Source organism: Hahella sp. CCB-MM4, assembly GCF_002260525.1.
Lineage (GTDB): Bacteria > Pseudomonadota > Gammaproteobacteria > Pseudomonadales > Oleiphilaceae > Hahella.
This window is the reverse complement of sequence record NZ_MRYI01000001.1, coordinates 781,922-805,316: the sequence shown is the minus strand read 5'-3', so window position 1 is coordinate 805,316 and position 23,395 is coordinate 781,922. Positions and strand designations below refer to the sequence as shown.

General features: G+C 47.4%; 26 protein-coding genes. 19 read left to right on the top strand and 7 right to left on the bottom strand.

Translation table 11 applies throughout. The annotated features are described in order from the left end of the window. The first annotated feature begins 229 nt into the window (after positions 1–229). The 3 genes from BTA51_RS03565 to BTA51_RS03555 all read left to right on the top strand — a co-directional run bounded on the left by BTA51_RS03565 (position 230) and on the right by BTA51_RS03555 (position 1,875). Positions 230–523, top strand: coding sequence for a hypothetical protein (locus tag BTA51_RS03565; RefSeq protein ID WP_210404752.1), 294 nt, complete (start codon positions 230–232; stop codon positions 521–523). Positions 524–655: 132 nt separating this feature from the next. Beyond that, positions 656–1,042, top strand: a complete 387-nt coding sequence (locus BTA51_RS03560) for a DUF6559 family protein (protein WP_094706002.1) — start codon at positions 656–658, stop codon at positions 1,040–1,042. Between the two features lie 98 nt (positions 1,043–1,140). Beyond that, positions 1,141–1,875, top strand: a complete 735-nt coding sequence (locus tag BTA51_RS03555) for an alpha/beta hydrolase (protein WP_094706001.1) — start codon at positions 1,141–1,143, stop codon at positions 1,873–1,875. A 117-nt stretch (positions 1,876–1,992) separates the two neighbouring features. On the opposite strand, the gene BTA51_RS03550 is transcribed toward BTA51_RS03555, so the two are convergent. Next, positions 1,993–2,703 carry a hypothetical protein gene (locus tag BTA51_RS03550; RefSeq protein ID WP_141215522.1) on the bottom strand — a complete coding sequence of 237 codons (711 nt, stop codon included), beginning with the start codon at positions 2,701–2,703 and terminating at the stop codon, positions 1,993–1,995. A gap of 438 nt (positions 2,704–3,141) precedes the next feature. Between BTA51_RS03550 and BTA51_RS03545 the strand changes: the two genes are divergently transcribed. The 8 genes from BTA51_RS03545 to BTA51_RS03510 all read left to right on the top strand — a co-directional run bounded on the left by BTA51_RS03545 (position 3,142) and on the right by BTA51_RS03510 (position 8,501). Then, positions 3,142–4,794 carry a tyrosinase family protein gene (locus tag BTA51_RS03545; RefSeq protein WP_094705999.1) on the top strand — a complete coding sequence of 551 codons (1,653 nt, stop codon included), beginning with the start codon at positions 3,142–3,144 and terminating at the stop codon, positions 4,792–4,794. A 273-nt stretch (positions 4,795–5,067) separates the two neighbouring features. Beyond that, complete coding sequence (locus BTA51_RS03540) at positions 5,068–5,484, top strand: DUF2846 domain-containing protein (RefSeq protein WP_094705998.1); 417 nt, start codon at positions 5,068–5,070, stop codon at positions 5,482–5,484. 228 nt (positions 5,485–5,712) lie between these two features. Continuing rightward, the gene (locus BTA51_RS03535; protein ID WP_094705997.1) at positions 5,713–6,180 is read left to right on the top strand and encodes a hypothetical protein; all 468 of its coding nucleotides are present in this window, start codon (positions 5,713–5,715) and stop codon (positions 6,178–6,180) included. Then, positions 6,170–6,505 carry a hypothetical protein gene (locus BTA51_RS03530; protein ID WP_094705996.1) on the top strand — a complete coding sequence of 112 codons (336 nt, stop codon included), beginning with the start codon at positions 6,170–6,172 and terminating at the stop codon, positions 6,503–6,505. The genes BTA51_RS03535 and BTA51_RS03530 overlap by 11 nt, the downstream gene beginning before the upstream one ends. A 2-nt stretch (positions 6,506–6,507) precedes the next feature. Further along, positions 6,508–6,906: a hypothetical protein gene (locus tag BTA51_RS03525; RefSeq protein ID WP_094705995.1), complete on the top strand. Its 399-nt coding sequence runs from the start codon at positions 6,508–6,510 to the stop codon at positions 6,904–6,906. Between the two features lie 104 nt (positions 6,907–7,010). Further along, positions 7,011–7,508, top strand: a complete 498-nt coding sequence (locus BTA51_RS03520; protein ID WP_168188038.1) for a hypothetical protein — start codon at positions 7,011–7,013, stop codon at positions 7,506–7,508. Positions 7,509–7,546: 38 nt separating this feature from the next. Next, complete coding sequence (locus tag BTA51_RS03515; RefSeq protein WP_094705993.1) at positions 7,547–7,960, top strand: zf-TFIIB domain-containing protein; 414 nt, start codon at positions 7,547–7,549, stop codon at positions 7,958–7,960. 19 nt (positions 7,961–7,979) lie between these two features. After that, entirely contained in the window at positions 7,980–8,501 is a 522-nt protein-coding gene (locus BTA51_RS03510) for a 2'-5' RNA ligase family protein (protein ID WP_094705992.1), read from the top strand. Between the two features lie 47 nt (positions 8,502–8,548). Here BTA51_RS03510 and BTA51_RS03505 read toward each other — a convergent pair whose 3' ends face one another. After that, positions 8,549–9,340, bottom strand: a complete 792-nt coding sequence (locus BTA51_RS03505; protein WP_094705991.1) for an NPP1 family protein — start codon at positions 9,338–9,340, stop codon at positions 8,549–8,551. A gap of 224 nt (positions 9,341–9,564) precedes the next feature. On the opposite strand from BTA51_RS03505, the gene BTA51_RS03500 reads away from it, so the two are divergent. The 3 genes from BTA51_RS03500 to BTA51_RS03490 all read left to right on the top strand — a co-directional run bounded on the left by BTA51_RS03500 (position 9,565) and on the right by BTA51_RS03490 (position 11,109). Continuing rightward, complete coding sequence (locus tag BTA51_RS03500) at positions 9,565–9,924, top strand: hypothetical protein (protein ID WP_094705990.1); 360 nt, start codon at positions 9,565–9,567, stop codon at positions 9,922–9,924. An 85-nt stretch (positions 9,925–10,009) separates the two neighbouring features. After that, positions 10,010–10,429 carry a hypothetical protein gene (locus BTA51_RS03495; protein ID WP_141215520.1) on the top strand — a complete coding sequence of 140 codons (420 nt, stop codon included), beginning with the start codon at positions 10,010–10,012 and terminating at the stop codon, positions 10,427–10,429. Positions 10,430–10,494: 65 nt separating this feature from the next. Next, on the top strand, positions 10,495–11,109 hold the full coding sequence (locus BTA51_RS03490) for a LysE family translocator (protein WP_094705988.1): 615 nt from the start codon (positions 10,495–10,497) through the stop codon (positions 11,107–11,109). 29 nt (positions 11,110–11,138) lie between these two features. Here the strand turns inward: BTA51_RS03490 and BTA51_RS03485 are convergent, their stop codons facing one another. Further along, positions 11,139–12,782 carry a methyl-accepting chemotaxis protein gene (locus BTA51_RS03485; RefSeq protein WP_094705987.1) on the bottom strand — a complete coding sequence of 548 codons (1,644 nt, stop codon included), beginning with the start codon at positions 12,780–12,782 and terminating at the stop codon, positions 11,139–11,141. Positions 12,783–13,070: 288 nt separating this feature from the next. Between BTA51_RS03485 and dhaL the strand changes: the two genes are divergently transcribed. The 5 genes from dhaL to BTA51_RS03460 all read left to right on the top strand — a co-directional run bounded on the left by dhaL (position 13,071) and on the right by BTA51_RS03460 (position 18,437). Then, on the top strand, positions 13,071–13,751 hold the full coding sequence (dhaL, locus tag BTA51_RS03480) for a dihydroxyacetone kinase subunit DhaL (RefSeq protein ID WP_094705986.1): 681 nt from the start codon (positions 13,071–13,073) through the stop codon (positions 13,749–13,751). Continuing rightward, positions 13,748–14,140, top strand: coding sequence for a dihydroxyacetone kinase phosphoryl donor subunit DhaM (gene dhaM, locus BTA51_RS03475; protein WP_094705985.1), 393 nt, complete (start codon positions 13,748–13,750; stop codon positions 14,138–14,140). The genes dhaL and dhaM overlap by 4 nt, the downstream gene beginning before the upstream one ends. A gap of 192 nt (positions 14,141–14,332) precedes the next feature. Next, entirely contained in the window at positions 14,333–14,740 is a 408-nt protein-coding gene (locus BTA51_RS03470) for a hypothetical protein (protein ID WP_210404751.1), read from the top strand. Between the two features lie 102 nt (positions 14,741–14,842). Further along, positions 14,843–15,817, top strand: coding sequence for a dihydroxyacetone kinase subunit DhaK (locus tag BTA51_RS03465; protein WP_094705983.1), 975 nt, complete (start codon positions 14,843–14,845; stop codon positions 15,815–15,817). Between the two features lie 454 nt (positions 15,818–16,271). Then, positions 16,272–18,437 carry a methyl-accepting chemotaxis protein gene (locus BTA51_RS03460; RefSeq protein ID WP_094705982.1) on the top strand — a complete coding sequence of 722 codons (2,166 nt, stop codon included), beginning with the start codon at positions 16,272–16,274 and terminating at the stop codon, positions 18,435–18,437. A gap of 195 nt (positions 18,438–18,632) precedes the next feature. Here BTA51_RS03460 and BTA51_RS03455 read toward each other — a convergent pair whose 3' ends face one another. The 4 genes from BTA51_RS03455 to BTA51_RS03440 form a co-directional block, all read right to left on the bottom strand. After that, positions 18,633–19,676: a porin gene (locus BTA51_RS03455; RefSeq protein WP_168188037.1), complete on the bottom strand. Its 1,044-nt coding sequence runs from the start codon at positions 19,674–19,676 to the stop codon at positions 18,633–18,635. A gap of 554 nt (positions 19,677–20,230) precedes the next feature. Then, complete coding sequence (locus BTA51_RS03450) at positions 20,231–20,413, bottom strand: hypothetical protein (RefSeq protein WP_094705980.1); 183 nt, start codon at positions 20,411–20,413, stop codon at positions 20,231–20,233. Next, the gene (locus BTA51_RS03445) at positions 20,410–21,000 is read right to left on the bottom strand and encodes a hypothetical protein (protein WP_094705979.1); all 591 of its coding nucleotides are present in this window, start codon (positions 20,998–21,000) and stop codon (positions 20,410–20,412) included. Before BTA51_RS03445 ends, BTA51_RS03450 begins: the two co-directional genes overlap by 4 nt. 21 nt (positions 21,001–21,021) lie before the next feature. Then, positions 21,022–23,247 (bottom strand): methyl-accepting chemotaxis protein, encoded by a 2,226-nt coding sequence (locus tag BTA51_RS03440; RefSeq protein ID WP_094705978.1) that lies wholly within the window; start codon positions 23,245–23,247, stop codon positions 21,022–21,024. Between the last annotated feature and the right edge of the window lie 148 nt (positions 23,248–23,395).

Sequence of the window (23,395 nt, the reverse complement as noted above, 5' to 3'; positions counted from 1 at the left end):
GATGGGCCCAGATGAGGCCCTGCGAGGGGTGTGAGATCCAAAATGGCCGGAAAAACAATCTGTATCTTCGACCATTTTCGTCGAGAGTATCAATTACCTCAGAATTTTGGGGTTATTCAGACTCTCCCTAAGAAGGCATTCTAAGAAGCACCATGATTAATTATAGGATCTGGGAGGCATAGGAAAACGAGAGTAACAGAATGATCTTATTATTCACCGAGTGGGTATTTTGACCTACGCTGCTAAATTTATGTCAGCGATTCCCCTAACTAAGTATCAAAATCAAATGAAGCACGAACTCTGGGTAGAAACTGAAGAAGAACAGACATTTTGTTTAGCTGGGCGATATGGAGATAGTGTAAGGAGCCTGCTCAAGCCCGGAGCAAAGTTGGTCTGGACTTGCGACGCATCATCTTACTTTGAGGCGATGACAAAATACTATGAGTATATGGGATGGGGAGAGTATAAAAGTGATTTTCCAGAGGAAGATAAGAGAACCTATGTGGAACGTGGTTGGGAATAAGGGCATTTAAAGGCTTCTATGAGGCACTAATGATGGGGTAATACAAAAAGTAAATTATCGGTTTCAATCCTGTTCTTCTAGTTGCCAATTATCTCTTCTGGAGTAAATAACCTATGCTGTTTGAGTACTAATATGCGACTCTTTAATTCCATAAGAAGACGAATTCAGTTACACAAATACGTTCGCCAGCTCCCTTTTTATCTCATGAGAACTTTTGGGGTTAAACGATACTATTCTAAGGAGCAGGTAGAAAGTGTCATAGTGAAGTGGAAGTTTAATGTTCACTTTGCAGATTTTGGGTATGCAGTGGCCTGTCATCCAGACAAATTAGACTCAAGTCACTTGACTGAATTAAGAAAAGAGATTGCGGAAAAATATAAACTTCCCTTCCACTTCAGTGTTTTTAATGCAATCAGGCTTTCTCAATATAAAGACAAGTGGCATACCGGAGCGTCGGCTGATAATAATGAATATTGGGAGTTTATAAATGAACTGGAAGAAATGGAAAGGGAGGCATAGGGGGTCAACTGACAGGAAGTATGATCAGATCTACTCATCTGGCTTAGTTCTCGTATCTAGCGAGATGAGTTGTGGGCTAACAGATAGCGAGAAAATGTGTGTTTAGCTTTCTTGAAGACCAGTTTATCTTCCCCGGATGCCCTCCAAACCCTTTTGCCTATTCAACCTACAAATCTCACGAAATCTGGTTGAAGTCAGGTGGAGTTAATTTACAGGGTTGGAATTATGATGTCCCCCAACCTGCCAGTAGTGCTGTCATGCTGTATTTCGGCGGTAATGCTGAAGATATTACCCAGATGTTCGACTGTGTTTCCAGGTGGGGTGTTAAGTCGGTCTTTACTTTTAACTATCGCGGGTATGGAAATAGTGAAGGCCGCCCATCACAAAGTGCGTTATATGAAGACGCGCTGCGAATATACGACTACCTGATTTCCTCCTGTGGCATTGATCCCCGGAAAATTGTTCTGCTTGGAAGAAGTCTGGGGTCATCGGTTGCAACCTATCTATCATCTCAACGGAAGATTGAGAAAACGATTCTGGTAACACCCTTTGATAACTTGGCTTCTGTTGGCAAATATCACTTCCCATTTTTGCCTGTTGGTAGTCTTCTAGGTCAGAGGTTTCCATCAGCTGAGTTTGCCGGGACGATTGATGAATCAATGCTGATGGTAGTAGCGGAACAGGATGAGGTGATCCCCACAACAAGCTCTATGGCTTTGTATGACCTATGGAAAGGTAGAAAGGATCTTTGTGTGATTGCGCAGGCGTGTCACAATGATCTGCACTTAAATGAGCTTTTTGATAAAGCGATTTATGGCTATCTGGTTAGCTAGGAGGGGAGCTTGGGGAAGTTGGTTAAATGGTGCCAGACTCGCAGAGTCAGGCACCTATGGAAGTAAGACAATTTTCTTTCTAAAGAGTCGGTATCTAGAAAAATAGTATCTAAAGAGTTAGCCACAATTTGCCAACACATAAGGGGATGCAAGTTCCAGGGGGCGAGGTTGTTCCTGATGCATCACCATATCGTTCAACCCTTCCAGCACAGCCCTGAATGAATCCAGGATACGATCAACCGTTTCAATGATCTGACGGCGTTTTTCATAAGATACGGTATTGTTCATAAATGCGGCTTCAATATCTCTATCGCTATGAGACATTTCAGCTTCATAGTGATGTCGGGAGAAATATAGCAGTTTAAAGCCATTTGCTTTGGAAGATGTATATGTTGCCATATGATAAAAAAAGACTTCACTGACGGCTTCGATGGTTTCAATAATGGCAAGTCTTGTATAGTCGTCGTCAGACTTCATTATTTCGCCCATAACTTCGAATGCGCTGTCTCGCACAAATGCCAAATCAGGCGAGTACAGCATATATAAATCCGGAGGGTTAATTCTTAGGGCGTCCAGGTCATGCAGATACCAGAGGTCGTGACCGCTGTCTTCGTTTCGATGTTTCTCTGCAATTAGCTTAAGTTTCTGATCCTGGAACTTCTGAGCGTTCAAACGGAGTGCATCCTGAAATGTCATGATCCAGAACCCCAGTCCCATAGCGCATACGGGGACTATGATCTTTTCATCGGCATTTCTGAAATTTTTATAGAAGTTTTCCTGGGTGAATTGATCCTTACTCTCGCTGATATATTTGTAGACGTTTTTCATATAAGAATCCCTGCCTATATATGAATCATTACTACGGTCATCAAACAGACAATCCAGCTGTCCTATACCACCACTGTAAATATTAACATGGCTCATTTATCAGTCTGGGATGATATTTGTTTGATTATTTATCGGGCTAATATGGATTTGTATAGATTGCGTGTAGATATAGATCCAAATAAATGTGAAGCGTAAATATGCAATGCAATGCGATAGGCGCAGCAAAGTATCTTGCGGAAAGCGGAAAGCGGAAAGCGGAAAGCGGAATCAGGATGGCGGTCAGATCAATGGCTGAAAAATGTAAACCGGTCTATGGTTATTGATGTTCATTGAACAGACTTCCTATGAATCAAAAAAGGATGTACCGGGTCTGAAATAGAGCCGGAGTAATAAACCCAAAATAGTGTGCGTCAATGTGACGTCACAAGGAGAAAAAGGATGGGTGATTCAAGCGAACTGAACGTCAGAAGGTCCGTTCGGGATCTTCAGGCAGAATATGACAGAGGAAACAGAAAACCTCTCGAAGACCTGATTCGAGCCTGGAAAGGCATTCAGGAACTACCGCCGGACGATAAACGATCTTTTTTTATTCTGGGCGGCTACCACGGCGAACCTTTCGATTACCGGAATGCCGTTGACGCTCTTCCCCCTGACGATATCTATACATACTGGGGAGGATGGTGTAACCACGGTAACGTGCTTTTCCCGACCTGGCACCGGATATATATCCTCAAACTGGAGGAGGCGCTGCAGTCCATTGTGCCAGGCGTCACGCTGCCATTTTGGGATGAAACAAGCGAAGAAACCGTCAAGAAAGGTATTCCCGATGTTTTGACCCGTGAGTACTTTGAGCTGGATGGGGAAAATATCAAAAACCCTTTATATTCCTACACGTTGCCTCTATCACTGAGTGACAATGTGCCCGGTGATAATAAGGCCTATGAAAAACCTGCCGGATATGAAACGGTGAGATATCCGCTTTCCGGACTAGTCGGAACCCCAGAAGCTCGGGCTGCCACAGCCAAACATAACGCGAAATATCCAAACCCTATCGAGAATACCCAATTACTCAACAAGAACATCATTGCTTGGCTACATGGCTCTGGAAAGGATGAAGAGGGACCGACAACGACGGATCCGAATCCGAAAGGAAGAGGTGTGAAGTGGATGTACGAGAAATGTCTGAGTGCACCAAACTACACCGTATTTTCCAATACCACATCAGCCGGTCAATGGAACCTGGACCACCCGGCCAAATCCGTGGTAGCGCTCGAACAGCCTCATAACGACGTTCACTTGGCAGTTGGTGGCTTCGATATACCGGGGCAGGGAGAGTCAGGCCAAGTCGCTGATGCCAATGGGGACATGGGAGAAAACAACACGGCTGCACTGGATCCGATCTTTTTCTTCCATCATTGCAATGTGGACCGGATGTTTTGGCTTTGGCAAAAACAAAACGGTTTCATCAACAAACTGGAAGTCATCACCGGCTATTACGGCACAAACTCCAGTGACTCACAGGGACCGACACCGGGTATTCCACCTGGGACACCACTGGATCTCAATACACCGCTCAATCCTTTCATCAAGGATGAGTTCGGCAACCCGTTCACGTCAATGGACTGCATCAATATCGAGGAGCAGCTTGGTTATACCTATGGGCCGGGGTCTCTCGACGAAGTACCCAAGCCTGAGCCAATCACCGGCGGCAGTACGAAAAAACTCACGGTGAGAGGCATTAACCGTGGTCTGTTTGACGGATCGTTTGTGATCCGGGCCTATGCTTCAGTGCCCGATGCCCAGGGACAATTAACTGAGTACTATCTGGGTGATCATGCGGTGTTGAGCAGACGCAACGTGGTGAAATGCGCCAATTGCCTGACTCACCTGGAAGTGATCGCACACTTCCCCTTGGATACGTTATCTGCAGATCTGGTGGATAAGGCGGAATACTGGATTACCATCCAGCACCGTGGACACTCCAAGCGGATGAAAGTCGATAAAGACACTGGGCAATCTGAAAAGGCGTTGCTTGCACAAAGGGCGGAGCTTCCCGAAAAGCTGAAGTATTCAATTTCTGTGACGGATTAATTTCGTGCGATAGTGCAATGTTGGCAGGAACAGTCATCGGGTGAATTTCCGATGATAATACATTAGTTAAAAGGAGGCTGAATTTTCAGCCTCTTTCTTTTATCAATGTTGGGCCTGGTAATTTACCACACGCAGTAAACCGCTTTTCATATTGTGTGTAATTGATTCCGGGTTATAAAATCAGGATGCTCTAAATTCAACCCTATTGGATTGTTCATTTTCTGCAACTGAAAAGGCAATTTCAGCACATCTAAAACTGCGAGTGAGTAAAGCATGTCATTAGTTAGATTTCTTATTGTAATACTGCTTTCATTGAGTACGGTAGCCTGTGGGTACCACCGATACTTCAACGGCTTTGACGATATACCAGAAGGCTCTGCGAGCTTGTATATAATTCGCCCAAATAGCTTTGTCAATATGGGTATAACGATGCAAATTTTTGTTGACGAGAAGGAAATCGGCATTCTTAAAAATGGCCATTTTCTTGATACTTCCATCAATCCAGGAGCGCATAAGATAGTCGCCCGTACGACAGATATTATGGGCGATGAGAGTAGCTTAACGATTAGCGCCAAGCCCAATGAAAGGGTGTACTTAATTGCCAGTTTCGGGTTGGAGAGATATTTTGGTATTAAACAAGTTGGCCATCAAGAGGCATTACAGGAGCTTATGGAGTTTACTGACAAATAGCGTAAATTTGATGGGTATAAGACGTGGTTTAAATAATCGGTAACTCTTGAGTACCGAGCTTCTTCTTGGAATAGGATTTGAAGCATCGCTCTGTTCAAGAGAGTTGTTTCAATAACACTTTGGAGTGAGGCAAAAGATCTCCGAATAAGAAATGGATTGATTGTCCTATAGCCTTTTTACACTGGCCTTAGCAAATAAGAGTTCTACACCACCACTGGATTAAAGGTATTGCAAGACAACCATATTGTGCACATTGAAGGCCAGCGTAAAATTCGCAATAAGAATGTCCAGCAGCAAAATTTGCTTTCATACCTTGAAATGAAAGTTTGTGCAGAGTCGTTTAGAAAACACCCGGAGAAACTGCCATGGTTGGTGGAATTACTTTCTGTGGAAAGACTGAGTGTACTGGGCGGCCTTTTAATAGATTGCAGTGACATACCCGAACAATTGGGCACTCAATGGATAGGAACCTGGCTCACATTTAACGAGTGCTTTTATGCTTTCGAAATTGCTGCGGAAAGATCTACAGGCAGGTTATTAGAGATAGATGTGTGGGAAAGAATTACGCCAGAAATATCTATTCACAGTAAGGGAGTTGGCAAATCGCCTGGTTTCATCGCTTTGTCATTACTAGCTGAATATGGAGATGGACCGGCCGAGTTGAGTGAAGCAGGGTGTCTTCCAGATGATGAATGAAGCTAGAAAAAAACTACCAATCTCTGTAGTTGAATATCGTGAGTTTGGTCGATCGAGTGATACGCTTTTGGGGGAGCAAGAAAAGGAAGCTGTCGTAGATTTCATTACACAAGATCCAAGAATTGGTGAACTTATCCAGAACACAGGAGGTATGCGTAAGCTTGCATGGCCACTGTCGGTAAAACACAAAAAAGAAATCAAGGGAACGATTTACTATTTCTACAAAGATCGCTCTATGCCCATTTTTATGATCAATGTGTTTAAACCGACGGCAAAAAATACTTTAGCGAGGACAATAGAAATTCTGTTGCAAGCGAGGGGATGAATATGGAAATAGGCAGTGAAAATCCACTTGATAGTTTTTGCAAGGCTATAAAGGAACGGTATCCTGCCATAGCGACAATGGCAGATTCTGAATATACCCGATTGTGGGGAGATTTCGCCGATGAAGAGTTTTACTCCTATTCTTGGTTTGAGGTGCTGGCCAGAGCTCTCAATAAAGAAATGTGTGGGGATGTTCCTCCATCTGAATATCGTGACTTATTGGTGGATATCAGTAACAGCTTTAAATCAGGTGATAGAGAAGTTAGGAATTGCATCGATGTTGCTTTTGTAGAAAATCTATTTTGGCAAGTGCCAGAGCTTCAAACTGAAAATTATTGGAACGCCTTACCTGAAGTTCTTAAAGAGCTATATCTTCAGTTTCACCGTAAAGCTCCAATTTAACCAATCCAAAAGATCCAGTATTCACATGCTTCATATGTGATTTTATCAAGAATATGATTGTAAACAGCTCTCCGGTTGTCTCAGCGCTCTCCAGATTTCAGAAGGTGGAGATACTTAACAGTTGTCATTATCCTGCAACTGTTGGAATGAAAGGCTCAGTTATCTGGTCTGACCTATTACATCAACACCAGAATGACGCTGTGATAGAAAAATGGCTCCATATTGTTGAATTGGATAAAAGCGTTGAAGGTCGCAAGTTTGTCACATGTTTAGAAGAGAACCTTCGTCCTGAACAAGCGTATAGTAACGAACGCTGTCATGTTGGAACTCGCAACGAAATTTCTTTCGACACAGAAAGCGGCCATGAGGGGTGTTTGAGGAGGGCAGGAGAGTTCTGGCAATGTTTCTATATTTCCTGGAAAAATGTGCCCATAGTCCAGATAGAGTCAGGCGTTTGGAAAAGTGGAATTTATGGGCACCGTATAGATATTCCTGTTGGAACAGAGATTAGCCAGGCGTTTGCTAAAGACCTTATAGAGTGTGAGCTTGGGACGTATCCCTTAGAGGTTATATCTGGTCCGGATTCATTGGTGCTGAAGTAGTTTAGGTTTTGTAGTTATTTGTAAGGTCACCATTTGATATGAAAAAGTTAATGTGCCCTAAGTGCATCGAACGATTAAGAACAGAACAATATCGACATCGAGAATATCGAATCTGCTTTTATTGTGAAGGTCTCTGGTTAAATCACGCTCAGATCAGCGAACATGGAATCTTAATTGAAAAAGAGAAAATTGGGGACACAAAACTAAGTTGTCCAAGCTGTGAGGATGTGAGGCTAGAGTTAGTGTCTTCAAACGGCGTACAAGTAGAGGAATGTCCACAATGCCACGGGGCTTTTTTTGATAAAAATGAAATTGATCAGTTTTACAGAAACTATCAGTCTGTGGACAGCAAAGAACTTGCAGCTGATGTAACTAATGGAGTCTTCAAAATGATTAAGTTTTCCAGCACAGTGCTCGGGATTTTTAGAACAATTACGCGGCTGTCTCCCTAAGGAAGAGAAGATTGATTCTATGTCATTAGTTGTGCTTGCTTATCCGGAGTTATCTCACACGGATAATGAGTGGATCGAAGAATTTCGTTTACAGCATGATGAACTTCATGCGGATGTTGTAAGTGCGCATTTCACTATGGTTTTCCCCGTATCCGGCATTGAAAAATCAGCCTTTATTGACCATGTTCAGAGAAACCTGGCTGGCATAGAGTCGATTTCTTTTGTGCTTCGATGCGCAACGCTCATGAAGGACGCATTCAGCGACTACAACCATGTATTCCTGGTACCGGATGAGGGCTATAGCCACATCGTCAAGCTGCATGACCGGTTCTATACAGGGCTGCTGGCCGAAGCATTGCGATTGGATATTCCCTATATTCCGCACATCGGAATCGCCAACTCCACTGATGCGCAGAAATGCAAATCTCTTGCTGATGCAGTGAATGCGAAAGACTTTGCAATCAATGGCACTATTGGGGAAGTGGAAGTGGTTGAATATATCGACCGAACGATACATCCGATACAGCGCTTTGTGTTGTAGACAACGCCCATTTTCCGGGCGCTGTCTGATTGTTGAATACCGATTTTCTACTGCGAAGCACTCACATCCGCACTGGTAAAAGTGGGATATCCTGAAGGCCGGTAGTCATTGATATTGTTCAGGAAATTGCTGTCTTTCATTGGAATGGTCGCGGAGCCGTAATCATAGGAATTCAGGCGATTGCGCATTTCTTCGTTGCTAAGCCCGTCACCGGTTACCTGATACCAACTGATTATCGTCGGAGTCAGAAAAGAACCATAGGGGTTCTCAGCATATTCGTTTGATTTGGCGAAACGGAAGGCGTGGGTGGTTATCCCATCCTTGTGATAGACAATTTTCAGGTGACCGTTTTCAAATGGCAGTTCCGCGGCCGGTTTTGTATAGAGATCACCGTGAGCGCTGTAGCTTCCATGGGTGACGACGCCATTTTTTGTCCAGACGGCCGCGTGTTCCCAGTCATGCCGGTGACCTCCGCCGAAATAGTGAAATAGCTGGTCTTTTTCAAAATACAGCGCATAAAAGTGGCCGCAATAGGTATCTCCGTTCGAAGTCTTGCAGACATAGCGATGCAGGGTATTGGAGGTCAGTAGAAAGTTTCCTGAGCGACAGCCACCGGTAATGGTTCCGGAGGTTTTAAGGCCGGCATTCTGTTCGCCGGCCCGACTGATACCGGCGCTTGGCAGGCATCCGTCGCCATCAAAATCAAACACAGGCTCCAGGTTGTTGATAATGCCATTGGGCGGTAACGCTTCGTCCAGTTTGGCAAAATCACTGGCCAGTGAGTAGTGGGATAACAGCCCGAAAGTGAGAAGTGCGGTTATGGGGACGATTTTATTCATATTGTATTCCCGGTTAGCTTACTCATTAATGTTATTGTTGGAAAACCCACTATATACCCGATAGAGAGCACAAAATTGTGACCTCGCGACCATTTGAAAAGGGAAATGATTGAGTTGAGACAATCGTCTCAGGATATAGCCCATATGCACGATTGAAGACGGAGCGCATAAAGCGTTTCATTAGCTCCCTACCATTCTGACTTTCATGCACATGCAGTAAGCAAATGAACAAGCAGGGATTTATTGTCTGGTCACTGGCCTTTCTGGTGTTGGGGACCATTACATCAATGAGTATCAAGGGCGAGACCAGGATCGTGAAAGCCCGGTATCTGCATCTTGCCTGCGAAAAGTGCTATCACCTGGAAGTGGAAGCCTCGTCTGATCAGTCGCTGGTGCAGCAGGTTATCGTCCCGACCTCTGATACGGTCAATATTGAGAACCTCATCGCGGAGTCTATAAAGTCGGGAGAAAGTTTATGCCTGACCGGTGCTCCCTACGTTTTTAATCTAGGAATCTTTGATCCTAAGGGGATTCGTTTTTTCGTTAAGGATCAAAGCTCTGGGGCAGAGTGTCGGACGCTCTAGCGACAATAATTGTACCGCTACCCCCTGAACTAAATACTATAAAACCGGCGAACAAAGGTCTGCTATTTTTTGAGGTCAAATAAGCATGGGGACAGTAATAAAAAGGCTGCTCTGCACTGGTGCAGTGTTAACTCTTATGCTCGCCGTATATTATGCGTTGGCTTCCCTATCTGAGGACAGAAGCTATTCAAAATATTCAATCGACTATTTGTTGCTTACCCCGTCCCTCGTTAAAAAAATACCCATTGAAGATATTTCTGATGAATTCTATTTATACAGCGCTGCTGATGGTAATAAGCCAAGTAGGGCTTTAGTAACCTTTACATCAGGTATGAATCGGGAGAGTGTTGAAGGAACTTTGGCGAATTACTTGCGGTCTGAGCACTTCAAAACAAGTGGAGCAAATACGTTTACCAGACAGAATGAAGAAGTTATCTTGGAGTATCAATCTGAGGGCGAAGGTTTCCATAGAATCAGCTTTACCCTATTGGAATACTTGCAGTAAGTTGACGAGTCATTATTTTGGCTAAATACTAGCCGTCCACAGCCCCTGATTCCTCCGAGGTCAGCATGACGATTACCACTGCACTTGCCTTGTTCGGCTCCATGATCATTCTGGCCTTAATTCCTGGTCCCGGCGTTTTTGCGGTGACGGCACGGGCGATGTCCTCCGGTTTTCACCATGGCGCGATGACGGTAGTGGGTATTGTGGTCGGAGACTATATTTTCATTTTGCTTTCTGTCTGCGGATTGGTGGCGCTGGCGGAAGCCATGGGTAGTTTTTTTGTTGTGCTGAAATACGCTGGTGCGGCCTATCTTATCTGGCTTGCCATATCGTTGTGGCGCGCAGAGGTAGTGGATAATCAAGTACAAGGCGTTAAAGAAGCATCCTTCCTTTCTAACTTTATGGCAGGACTGATTACCACGCTGGGTAATCCGAAAGCGATATTGTTCTACATCGGTTTTTTCCCTGCCTTTCTGGATTTGTCAGCGATCTCATTCATTGATCTGGTGAGCATCATGGTCATTGCCACCGTCGCTGTTGGTGGCGTCATGATGGGATATGCCTACGCGGCGGGTAAGACCGGACAGATGCTTTCCAGCCGCCGGGCTCGGAAAAATGTCAATCGTACTGCCAGTGGCATTATGGCTTGTAGTGGCGTATTGCTGGCCACCAGGGCATAAAAGCCCTGATGGGACCAGGGTGTTATCTCTCAGGTAGAGAATTGACTCACCAATGCCTGCAGATTGCTTGCCATCCTTGCCAGATCCTGGCTTGCAGTGGTCGTATGGGCTGTACTGGAGGACGTTTCATTGGCCATATCGTTGATCTGGTCGATATTGCGATTCAATCCCTCCAATACCTGGGCCTGCTGTTCTGCGGCGCTGGCAATCTGGGTGCTCATGTCGGTGATTTTAGACACTGAATCCACAATGGTCGCAAGCAGCCCGGTTGAGTTCTGGGCATAGTCGACTGCAGTTTTTGCCTGGTGCCTGCTTTGCTCCATGACTTTAACAGCTTCACGTGATCCTTCCTGGAGCTTACCTATCATCTCGTTAATTTGTTCTGTGGATTCCTGTGTCCTGGCTGCCAGTGCTCTGACCTCATCTGCGACCACCGCAAAGCCCCGTCCCTGCTCGCCGGCCCTGGCGGCCTCGATCGCGGCGTTGAGAGCCAATAGGTTGGTCTGTTCAGCAATGCCGTTGATCACATCGACGATGGTATTGATCTCAGTACTGTGATTTTCCACCTGTTCAAAGGTTTTGGCTGAGCGTTCGATCTGTTGCGCCAGTTCGTTAATCTGGTCCACCGCTTTCCCAACAACTTCCTGGCCGGTGATGGAATGATGATTGGCTTCGCTGGCTGCCCCCGCGGTGGCATGTATGTTACCGGCCACATCCTGGACGGTTGCGGTCATTTCATTCATTGCCGAGGCGACTTGTTCGGTTTCCCGTTGTTGTTGATGGATGATGCGACCGGTCTGCTCGGTGATCACCGACAACTCCTCAGAAGCGGATGATAGTTCGTCGGTCGTTGAACTGATCGCAGACAGCATATCCAGAAGCTTTTTACGCATGCCATTCATCGCCATAAGCAGCTCGCCGATTTCATCCTTACTGGTGACCTGTATTTCCTGCTTGAGGTCGCCGGAGGCCACCACAATGGATTTGCGGATAGCGCTCACGATCGTGCTGGAGATCAGCCAGCCCAGCGTCAGACCGAAAATGGTGCTGATGATGCCAATGATCCAGAGGGTTCTGACAGTCTGAGATTCCTGGTCTCTGGCATCCAGGGCACTTGCTTCTGTGAAACCACTGATTTCAAGGACCAGATCTGATAGCTGCTCGTCCATATTTTTTTGTTCAGCTTCAGTAGACAGCAATAGTGATGAGGAGGGTGAACCGGAACCCTCGCTGTAGATTTCCTCAACATGTCGGAGATAGCTTTGGTAAACCTGGGCAATGTCGCTCAGCCGGGCTTCAACCAATTTGAACTCTTTGAGCGTTTGGCCGCTGGCATGGCTGAGGGCTGACTCAACCAGTGCACTGGCTTCGCGAAGCTCATTGTTAATCTGGCTGGAGATTTGCCTGAATTGCGACATGCTGGCTTGTGTATCGGAAGCGTCTGAAAAGTGCAGAGACTTCTCGAATACAACTGCCTGCTCCAATTGATGGAGAGCAATTGCCGTCAGCTTTTCGGTAAGTGGTATGTCGGCCTCCACTACCTGGGTCAGATTTTTACCAATCCCTGTCATGGTGACGATGGCGTAGCCTGAATTTAGAAACAGCAAAGAGAGTAAAATGCACACTAATCCAATTAGCTTTATTTTTATTGAAAGGTTGTTATACCAGCTCATGGATACATGTCTCCGGTTAATGAAAGTGCTTTCAATTAAGGGATAACACAACTAAGTGTAGACACAGGACATGAAAATGCGCGAATTGGGTTGGGATCTATTGCGAAGGTGGAATTGAAAGTAGTAGGGGCATCCGAAAGGGTTAATAATTGTGCTTAGTATTTATAATTTACTAAACATCTGATAGATTAATGCACGGCCTGTCCAAGGATGAATTCTGGCTGATGAATTATAATAACACTCGTGTGCACAGGTGTTTCCTGTACTCACTTCAGCCAGAGGCAAATCATGGTAACTCGAGATTCGTTGAACATTTCTCTGAACGATGTTTGTCGAACAGTCGGCGAATGCCTCATTGCCCATGAGGATGAACTTACCTGCCTGGATCAGGCGATAGGAGATGGTGACCATGGGTTCAATATGACCCGTGGCAGTCAGGCGGTTCTGGACGCTATTGAGCGTGATGACCCCTTTCACTCCCGGCTGTTTATCTCGGGGGAAAATCATGACGAAGAGAACATCGGATTATTGTCGGCTGACCTGAAACGGCTGGGTATGATTGTGGTTAATCAGATTGGTGGAGCTGCCGGTGCTTTATACGGCACATTCATACTGACTCTGGGTAAGTCTTTAACCACAAGCGAAGATTTTATACCTGCTCTGGTTGCCGGTGTTGAAGCGGTAAAAAAACGGGGGCGATCGGACCGGGGTGACAAAACATTGTTGGACGTGTTGATACCGGTCATCGATTTGCTGGTGAGTGGAAGCCAGACAGGGGTTCCACCGGATATATCTGTCGTTGCGGCAACAGCCCAACAAAGTGCTGACGATACGGTTCCGCTACAGGCCAAAAGAGGCCGGGCATCGTATCTTGGTCCAAGGAGTGTGGGACATCTGGACCCCGGAGCACGTTCCTGTGCTTTGGCGGTAGTGGCTATTTGTGACATGATGAGGAGAATAACAAATTGAATAATATAGGCATCGTCATCGTATCCCATTCTGCTCTGGTAGCCGAAGGTACAGCGATCATGGCTTTTCAGATCGCCGGGGACTCCGTTCCTATTGCTTGGTGCGGCGGTAATATTGAAGGTGGACTCGGCAGCAATGCAGATGAAATCTTTAATGCGATTAACCGGGCCTGGTCTGACAAGGGGGTCGCTATTTTTGTAGACCTGGGCAGCACGGAAATGAACAGTCAGATTGCGATTGATAATCTGGAGCAGGATAAGCAGAAAAAAGTGCTGATCATGAACGCTCCTCTCGTGGAAGGCGTTATAGTTGCCTCCGCCAAGGCTTCAGGTGGAGAATCATTGAAAGCTCTCAAGAAAGCGGTAGAAGAGTTGACTCACTCCGGATAACTCTTGAGACAATGCCAATGATGGGGAAAAATTTGTCCGTAATTGGAAAGATATGTCCATGATTGGAAAAAGAATGCCTGTGGCTGACACAAAAGCGCCGGTGGCTGGAACAAAAATGGCGTGAACGTCCGGCATGAAGCAGCAGAAAAGTGCCGGATATGATATGCAGCAATTGAAGAGACAATAACTCGCGTGAAAGATCAAACAAACTACGTCGCCGAATATAAATCGATCCTGAATGACGTGATCAATGAGCGACCTTCAGGGACACGACAGCGGCTGGCAGAAGCGCTGAACAAGAATCGCAGTTTTATCTCGCAGATTACCAATCCGGGATACAGCACACCCATTCCAGTGAAGCATCTGGAAATCATCTTTGATATCTGCGTATTTTCCCCCAACCAGAAAGAACAGTTTCTGGACCTGTATCACAAGGCTCACCCCAAGCGTGTTATCGCGGCAGATGGAGAGCACAGGATGCGGAAGATCTCCGTGAACATGCCGCATTTCAAAGATGAAGCGGCTAACAAGCTGGCTGAAAAACTCTTACAGCAATATGCAGATGGAATGTCAAAGCTGATTGAAACGCTTGAAAAATAGGGAATGTGGGGCCAAGCTCAGTAACAAAGACGCCAATCTCAATTTCATCCGTCTTCAGAGTTAACAGGTTCGTTGTCAGTTACGATGCCTAAGGAGTCGAAGATGAAAAAACTCATGAACAGACCACAAGACTATGTTCCCCAGAGTCTTGAGGGTTTTGCTGCTGCACACGAACATCTGGTCACTCTTAATACCTCCCCTTTGTATCTCCGGCGCGCTTCCCTGGTTGAAGGCAAGGTCGCGTTGATATCCGGCGGTGGATCCGGTCATGAACCGGCGCATGTAGGCTTTATTGGTCCGGGAATGCTGGATGCCGCCTGCCCCGGAGAGGTGTTTACTTCACCGGTTCCCCAACAGATTGAAGAAGCGATTAAAGCCACTGAAACCGGTGCGGGCTCCCTGTTGATCGTGAAGAACTATCAGGGGGACGTCATGAACTTTGAAATTGGCGCCGAATCTGTCGAGACGCCCGTTGCGACTGTCATTGTTAATGATGATGCGGCAGGCGAGGAGCCGGAATATGCCCGTGGACTGGCAGGAGTCCTGGTGGTAGAAAAAATCCTTGGAGCCGCCGCTGAGGCGGGGATGCACCTTGAAGCGCTGAAGGCTTTGGGGGATCGACTCGTCCGGGGGATATCCAGTCTTGGAATTATGTTGAGTTCTTGCACGGTGCCATTGGCAGGTAAACCGACATTTGTGCTGAAAGAGGACGAAATCGAGTTTGGTGTGGGAATTCATGGGGAACATGGTCATTCCAAAGAACCGTTAGCCAATGCGGATCATCTGATTGCCGGTATGATGAAACTGGTGTTCTCCAAATTTATTGGGAATGGGAACTCGAGAATACTGCTTTTCGTCAATGGCCTCGGGGGAACCCCGGAGTCTGAGTTGTACATTGCTTATCATACGGCCAGAAAACTGTGTGAAGCCCATGGATTTGAAGTTGCCAGGTCGTTGGTCGGAAATTATGTGACCTCAATCGACTCCGCCGGCTGCTCAATCACCGTGGCAACGCTGGATGACGAACTTCTGCAGTATTGGGATGCGGCTGTATCCACAGCTTCCCTGTCCTGGTAGCTCTTCCCTTTTTTAAACCTATTTGTTGTTTCTGTCCGCAAGAGCCGGCTTTACCGCTGAAGCTCTCTTTATCGACGAACCATTTCCTAATGGTGGCCTGCTGCTAGTGGTGGGTCCACAGCTTTTTTAGTTTATTAAGAGAGTTTGGTATATGAAAAAATACTAAACAGGTTAGAACAGCGATTGATTTGGAATACGTCAAAGAAATAAGTCGCAATAAAACAGATGGATATGTCTGTTATCTCACCAAAGTTACCTATTAACAACCTTCTGAAAAATTAAGTAAAAACGGATTTCTTGTTTAGTTTAGCATTATGGTGTTTACTTATTGTGTTAATAGTAAACATGGTTTGCTTAACAATACGCATGGTCGAGTCGGTCTCTATGGCAGTTCCTGAAAGGCCAGTGTAACGGCTGATCTGACTAAACAACCGGTCTATGAGAGGGTAATAGCATGGTGGATAACTTTCGTCCCCAAATCGTTAACCTGCGGCGTCTGGCCATGGTCCTGACTCTGGCTACCATTTTTTCGGTGGTTTCCATGGTGGGGATATTTGCCGTTGTGGAACATTATTCGGCCTTTGATCGGGAGTATGCAGCCCGAAGTGATGCCATTCGCGTTTTAACCCAGTCGATAGCAAAGAATGCAGCTGAAGCCGCGAAGGCCGATATCGGGGCATATGACCAACTGGCTACCGATCAAGCAGCACTGGCATCTCATGTTGAAATACTCCGCGAGGGGAGCTCTGATACCGATGGAACAGGGCTGCCACCAACTGATTCATTATCGACCGAGGCGGCAAGAGCCATGGATGAGCTCAACGGGTTGTGGGAGCAGCTATACAGCGATGTGGCTTTCCTGTTATCGCAGAGGAAGCAGGTGGCGCTGAATGACAATCTTGCGGAGAAATACCGGGGAGGGACTTTCCAGTCGGAACTGCAGGGGCAGGCGCAGTTGATGCATGAATGGTTCCTGGAATCGAATGCTCCAAATACCGTGTTGGCGGCAGTCGAGGATCTGTCTGACAGCGCCAACCTGCTATCCCGTAATCTCAGCGATATGGCCTTGAAACTGAATACGGGCAAGGGTGCGGTGATCGCGGAAGTCAGGCTGCGTCAGTCTATCTCTGAAACGGCGGGATCACTGGTGAAGCTCCGGGATGTGATTCAGGAAAATGGGATGCTGGATTCCCTCATCTCAGCACAGTTGGAAAACATGTCCCGCTCCTATATGGCTCTCAGTGATGATGCGCAGGTCATTCTTGAACGTACCGGCGTATTGTTGATTGTGCATTATTATCGAACAGATATTTTTAACGCTTCCAACAAGCTCTACCAGGCATCCGAGCGACTTGCCTCCGTCTATCAAAATGTAGCGGAGATGCGCGAGCCGCAACAGACCTGGGGGTACACCGCAGCAGTGGTGGCTTTCCTGTTATTACTGATCAGGGGATTGGTTGCACGCAGGATTGCCCGACTGACTCTGTTGAGCAAGGCCCGGGAAGCTCAGTTGGCCGAGGAGAAACATCAGCGTGATCAGGCGGCCATTCTCAGCTTGCTGGATGAAATTGCGGGGCTTGGTGAGGGTGATTTGACGGTTAATGCTACAGTGGGTGAAGAAGTGACCGGAGCGATAGCTGATGCTTTTAATGAAGCCATCGAGGAAATTCGACAATTGGTGGCGTCGATTAATCAGACGTCAGCGCAGGTGTCCGGTGCCGTTCGCGATACCCGTAGCACGGCTCTGCAATTAGCTGAAGCCTCAAAGGTTCAGGCACACCAGATCACTGCAGCATCCAAGGCAACTAGTGAAATGGCGGATTCAGTTAAGCAGGTATCGAGAAATGCACAGGAGTCGGCCGCCGTAGCGCAGCACTCTGCTGAACTGGCAACGCATGGGGCTGAACGGGTGCGCCATACGGTATACAGCATGGAGTCCATCAGTGAACAGATCCTGGAAACATCAAAAACGATCAATCGGCTGAGTAACTCATCCGAAGAAATTGGTGAGATTGTTAAGCTGATTGCCAGTGTCTCTGACCAGACCAACGTGCTGGCCATTAATGCTGCTATTCAGGCATCTATGGCTGGAGAATCGGGCAGGGGGTTTGAAGTGGTGGCAGACGAGGTTCACCGACTTGCAGAACGCTCCAACGGTGCCACCAAGCAGATTGAGATACTGGTTCGGACGATACAGGCAGATATCAGTGAACTGGTGAAGGCGATGGCGAAAAGTACTGTTGGTATTAGCCAGGGAACTGAACTGGCGAATGATGCGGGAAATGTATTGAAGGAAATCGAGTCCGTATCGGGACATCTGGCGAATCTGATCAAGTATATTTCTGGAGCTTCGGCTCAGCAGGCGCGGGCAGCGATTAGTATTTCCGACAGTATGAAAGTGATACAGGGAATCAGCAGCCGCACTTCTGAGGGCACCAATGAAACCGCGATATCCATCTCGGAACTGGCAAACCTGGCAACCAGGCTGCGGAAATCCGTCGCCGGATTCAAACTTCCGGGTCAGGGGACGCTTTTACCCCGTAAGCAGATTATGTCCGCGCCCCGTATTGATAAACTCCCTGAGCTGGAGACTTTGGAGGGGGTTGGCCAGACCAGCTAGATATTGTTGGTAGCGAGTATGTTTGTTGATAGACGAAACAATCATTGATAGCGGGAATAAATGGAGCAGGAAGCTCCATTTTTTGTGCTCAGGGTATTGAGCGTGTTCGTAGTTGTTTGATAGAAGTGTCGAAAGGCCGCAATGAAAGGGAAAAAGGTGGTCATCCCTGACCACAAGAGGGCTGCAGGAAGACCCTTAGAAAACCAACTGAGCTCCCAGGGCAATGGATTTTGCATCCAAAGTGGTGGAACCGTCCTGAGCTTCGACTTCCTCCTGATTGAATTCAGCTACCAGAGTGACATTATCGGTCAGTTTATGATGAATGAAGGCCATGACCAGAGTGGCTTCGTCCTGTGCGGCTTCACCCTCTTCTTCGCGGGCACCGTAGCTTACCCCCAAAGTGGTTTTGTCGATGGTGTAATCGCCTTCGACATAGTAGAAGGTGGTATCTGAGCCGATGTTCAATCCGCGCAGGCCACGACCTATGCCTTCCCCGCTGGTATAGGCGGCTGTCAGGGCGGCGTCACCGAACCTTAACTCCCCGCCTACATCGAAGGCCTTGATGTCGCCCGAATCTGAGCTTTCCGACATGGTGCTGGCCCATAGATCGAACATATCGGAGTTGTAGTTTATTTCTCCCTCAAAGCGGGGATCGGTCTTTGACTGGCCTTCAAAAACACCGGCACGGAAGGAAACACCGCCAAAACTCTTGGAGGCATATTGCAGGCCCGGCGCGAAATCCGTCCAGACATAGCCGTAACCAATCCGGCCACAGGCACCATTGGCTCCGCTACGGTCAAAACCACATTGTCCGCCTACACCTGGAAGGCTGCCGGTATCATGGATCAGGCTGCTGGATCCCATAATCTGCCACCCGCGTCCTGCTTTGAACGTGCCGAAATCCCCGGAGACGGCAAGTTCGGCAATACGAACAGACGTTGCGTTGGGGTCGCCGCCGGAATCATTCAGTGTCTGGATGACCTGATAGGTACCGGAGACGGTGAGTCCGTCGACTTCAGGCGCGGTTAATCCCAGGGTAAGTTTGGAAGGATCGAAGCCGGATTTGACACGAAACTGGGAGTCGGCTCCATCGACGTCAACGCTCTCTCCAAAAGCCTGAATGAGTAGACCGAGATCAGCGTTCCATCCGTTACCGATTTCAAAAGATTGGGCTGCGGCTATGGTGGGAAGCATACCCGCTGCGGACACCAGCATTATTGTTTTAAGATGTTTCTTCACAATAGTTTCCTCTAGAGATGATGTTGTGTTTAACAGTTGAGTTAACCGGCAGTCCGTCTCCTGTTTGTTCTTATGCTCCTGGTTTGCATAGCTCCAGGTTTTTCCTGACAGTGCGCCATAAATTTGGGCGACAGAGATCCCTGGCATGTGTCTTCACACGCCACAATCAAAATTGAAGAAGCTGGCTGACAATCGGGGTCAGCGAGGATTTACCGATGTTGAGTAGCGAAATCCGGAGGAGGTAAGGGGAAGAATAGGGCAAGCTGCTCTGTCATGTCTTTCACCGTGTCTCTTGTTTTTGTTTTGTTAGATATTGGTGTTAAGTACTATTGTTAAGTTTCTGTTGTTAAGTAAACAATATATAAGCTAAATAAACAAGCTGTTTTGTCGTATATTTGCCTGGACTGCGGCGATATTTTAAAAAGAATTTAGCAATCAATTGTTAAGTGATGAATGTTTTATGAACTAAATAGTAAACATCATGATGGTATTGGTGACGACTCCCAACAAATGCCACCAGCATCGCTGAGAGTCGTGCGCAGCCTTGAATGAAATCAGGCGGTACTGACAGAAGCTCTCGCTGCCATCTGTCTCAATTCCTGGGAAATGGCCTCAGCCTCTGCCTGCAGAACCAGCTGACGAAGGGTATTATCAGAGGCAAGTGCCTTGTCCAGTTGCTCCAGTTTGGACTGGTATAACCGTCCAAAAAGAGATTCGTGTGTGCTGTGAGTTGTCATGATGAGTACCTCCCAATCTTGAATTGAATGTTGTCCAGCTGAAAATGGACTCCCCGCATGTCGGAATTCCATAGCGGCATGATTTCAATCACCAGGGTGACGGGAGGGCTGGACAGTTCCGGGCAGTCACTCAGTGAAAACCTGATGTGATGCCAGGCATTAAGGGATACGCTGTTATCCAGTATTGCGTGGGCATTACTGGCAGGTTCGCCATCGAAAACAAGCTTTACTGCCAGTCCGCCGGCATTGGCAAAGCTCTTTATTTTGAGATTAAAACTGATGCCAAGGACGGTGCAGAGATCCAGCCCCGACTTCTTGAAAAAGACCGCGCCAATGGCGGCATGGTCCGAGGTGGGGTTTCCAAATCTGATATCCGCGACCTGCTTGCCGTCCACGTCGACAGCGGTGTCCAGGGAGATGAAATCCGGATCTTCGATATAGGGTTCCCATCGGGAAACGGCCCATACTCCTGAATCCTTTAACAGGTCAATAGCGTCCAGGGAATCATAGTATGCGTTCATGGCTGTGAATAAACTCAGTACGGCAATGGAAGCTTCCTGGCTGTGTAATTGGTTGTTGTTGGTCATAGCCTTGGTCCTCCGCTCCAGCTAAGTCAGCATGGATTGGACAAAACGATCGGCTTCGAGGCGAATGGCACGGTTATTCTCTGTCAACACCAGTGCCATATCCTGGACCTCCCTGGCTTGCCGGTTGGTTTGTTCCACGGTTTGCGATAGTGACAGGATGCCCTCAGCGACGGTATGCATACTGCTGACGACCTCCGAGGAGTTTTGTCCAATGCCGTCTGTTACCGCAGCCTGTTCTGTCACGGCTGCCGCCACAGAGGTGAATGCCTGCTCGATAAAAGTGACCTTGTCGATGATGGTGGAAACCGCATGATTGGCATTGCTGCTGGCTGTCTGCATCTGTGCCACCATTTCCCTGATCTTCATGGCAGAGTTGGAGGTGTCGTTGGACAGATTCTTGACTTCATGAGCTACCACGGCGAAGCCTAGTCCGGCCTCTCCGGCTCGTGCTGCTTCGATGGCGGCATTAAGGGCCAGCAGATTGGTTTTTTCGGACACCTCATTGATCATGGTGAGCATCTCCTCCACCCGGGAAGCTGCCTCGTTGAGTTCGACGAGATTGGCGTGGCTTCTCTTGGCCTCATCCACGGCACAGGACACCATGGTTTCGCTCTCAGTAACCTGATGCTCAATTTCCCGGATCGATAACGCGAGCTCCTGGGTGCTTGCAGAAACCTGAGTGACGTTATCATTGGTATGCTGTATGGCGGAGGTCACACTCTGGGACCCTTGTGAGGCGCTGGCCGCGGCCTCCTGCATGGACCTTGCGTCGATATTCAGTTGCTCCACCATCTTCTGAACTTTGTCCAGTATGGATACCAGCCGTTGATTGAAATCATCAGCCAGGTCCACCCGCATTTGCCGGGTTTCAATCATGTTGTTGCGGAAGACCGCAACAGCCTTAACCATTCTGCCGATCTCGTCCCTGTTGGCCTTCGGAAGGCAAACCTCTGTATCGCCGTCAGCCAGACTCGCCATGACGTTATTCAGCTTTTCAACTCTGCGGATGATGCTGATATGGACAAAAAATATGCCTATCAACAGGGCTGTTAATACGGCCGCGATGGTAGTTATCCAAATCGTCCTGGTGGCTTGTTCTATGACTGTATCGGTATGGTCAGCTTCATTTCTCAGAGTCTCGATGTTCTGGTCCACCGCTTCTTTGACTCGGCTATTGAGCTGATTGCTGAGTAATTCGTTGGAAGAGAGCAGGGTTGCCAGGGATTGTCGTTTTTCGAGGATGCCGGCCCAAAGCTCCACCAGGCTGTTCTCGCTATTGGGGGAAAAATGATTCCGTAGAACCTCTATGTCCGCAGCGATGGATTCGGCATGTTCGTCCAGGATCGCTGCGCGCTGGGATCTCAGTAATGTCTTGGTCAGCAGGTAAAGTCCGGCTTTAGCCTGCAATGTTTCCTCCGGAGAGGATTCCAGCTTGAGACGTTGAATGCCCGCACTCAGTGCGCCGGTGGTATCCATCAATGAAAATACCCAGCGAAACACGTCCAGTTTTTCCTGTGACAGTTTACGAAGGGCCGCCTGAGCCTGTGCTTGCTGGCCCCCACGGTCTATGGCGACACTGATATCCGTGATCGATATTTTTGAGTCCCGGTGAGTGGTGTCCGAAATGCCTTTGATGCGCTGTAATATGTTGCTGATGGATTTTTCGATTTTCTGCTCTTCGGCCTTGTAGGCGATTAGCTGTTGCTCAATGTCGGTGACATAAGCAGCCATGTCGGTCAAAGTGCTGGTCAGGTTTGTCGCTTGAGACTCAATCTGATCTATCTTTCGTGAGTCAATTGAAATAGCTCCTGTTTGGGAGTCGTCTCCGCTGGCACCCTTACCAAGACTTACCCGGAGTTGATTAATTTGAGACCGGGCCTGATGACCATATTCCGGTAACAGGCTGATGGCGGACTCGATCTCCTCTGCACTCTTCGATGAAACGATTTCCGGGCCAATGGCCACAATCTTCCTGGTGACATCCTGCAATGACTTTGCTGCAGAGATAGCGGGAAGCAATCGGCTTTGGGTGGTGCTTTGTTGATTACGAAAGGCTTGTTGAGTGTCCAGTGCCACTGTGGCAATCACGATGGTCATCGCTGTCGTAACCGTAAATGCCAACATTAGCTTGATCCGTACACTCAGGCGGAAACCGGGCTTTGTTCTTGATCTTTTTGGGATTTCATTGCTGGCTTCATAAACTGAGCCTGCGATGGAATCGTTGTAGCTGATAGTTGCATCAGGCATGACACCAACCTCTTATTTTATTTATCAGTCGCGCATTCCCTAGGTTGATTAAATTCCTCTGAAACTAAAGTGCTTGCTCGTTACCTCTACACTTAGAGAGAAGTAGAAAAACTGTTAAGTGATTTCGTTCTCTCCGTTTATTTAGTAA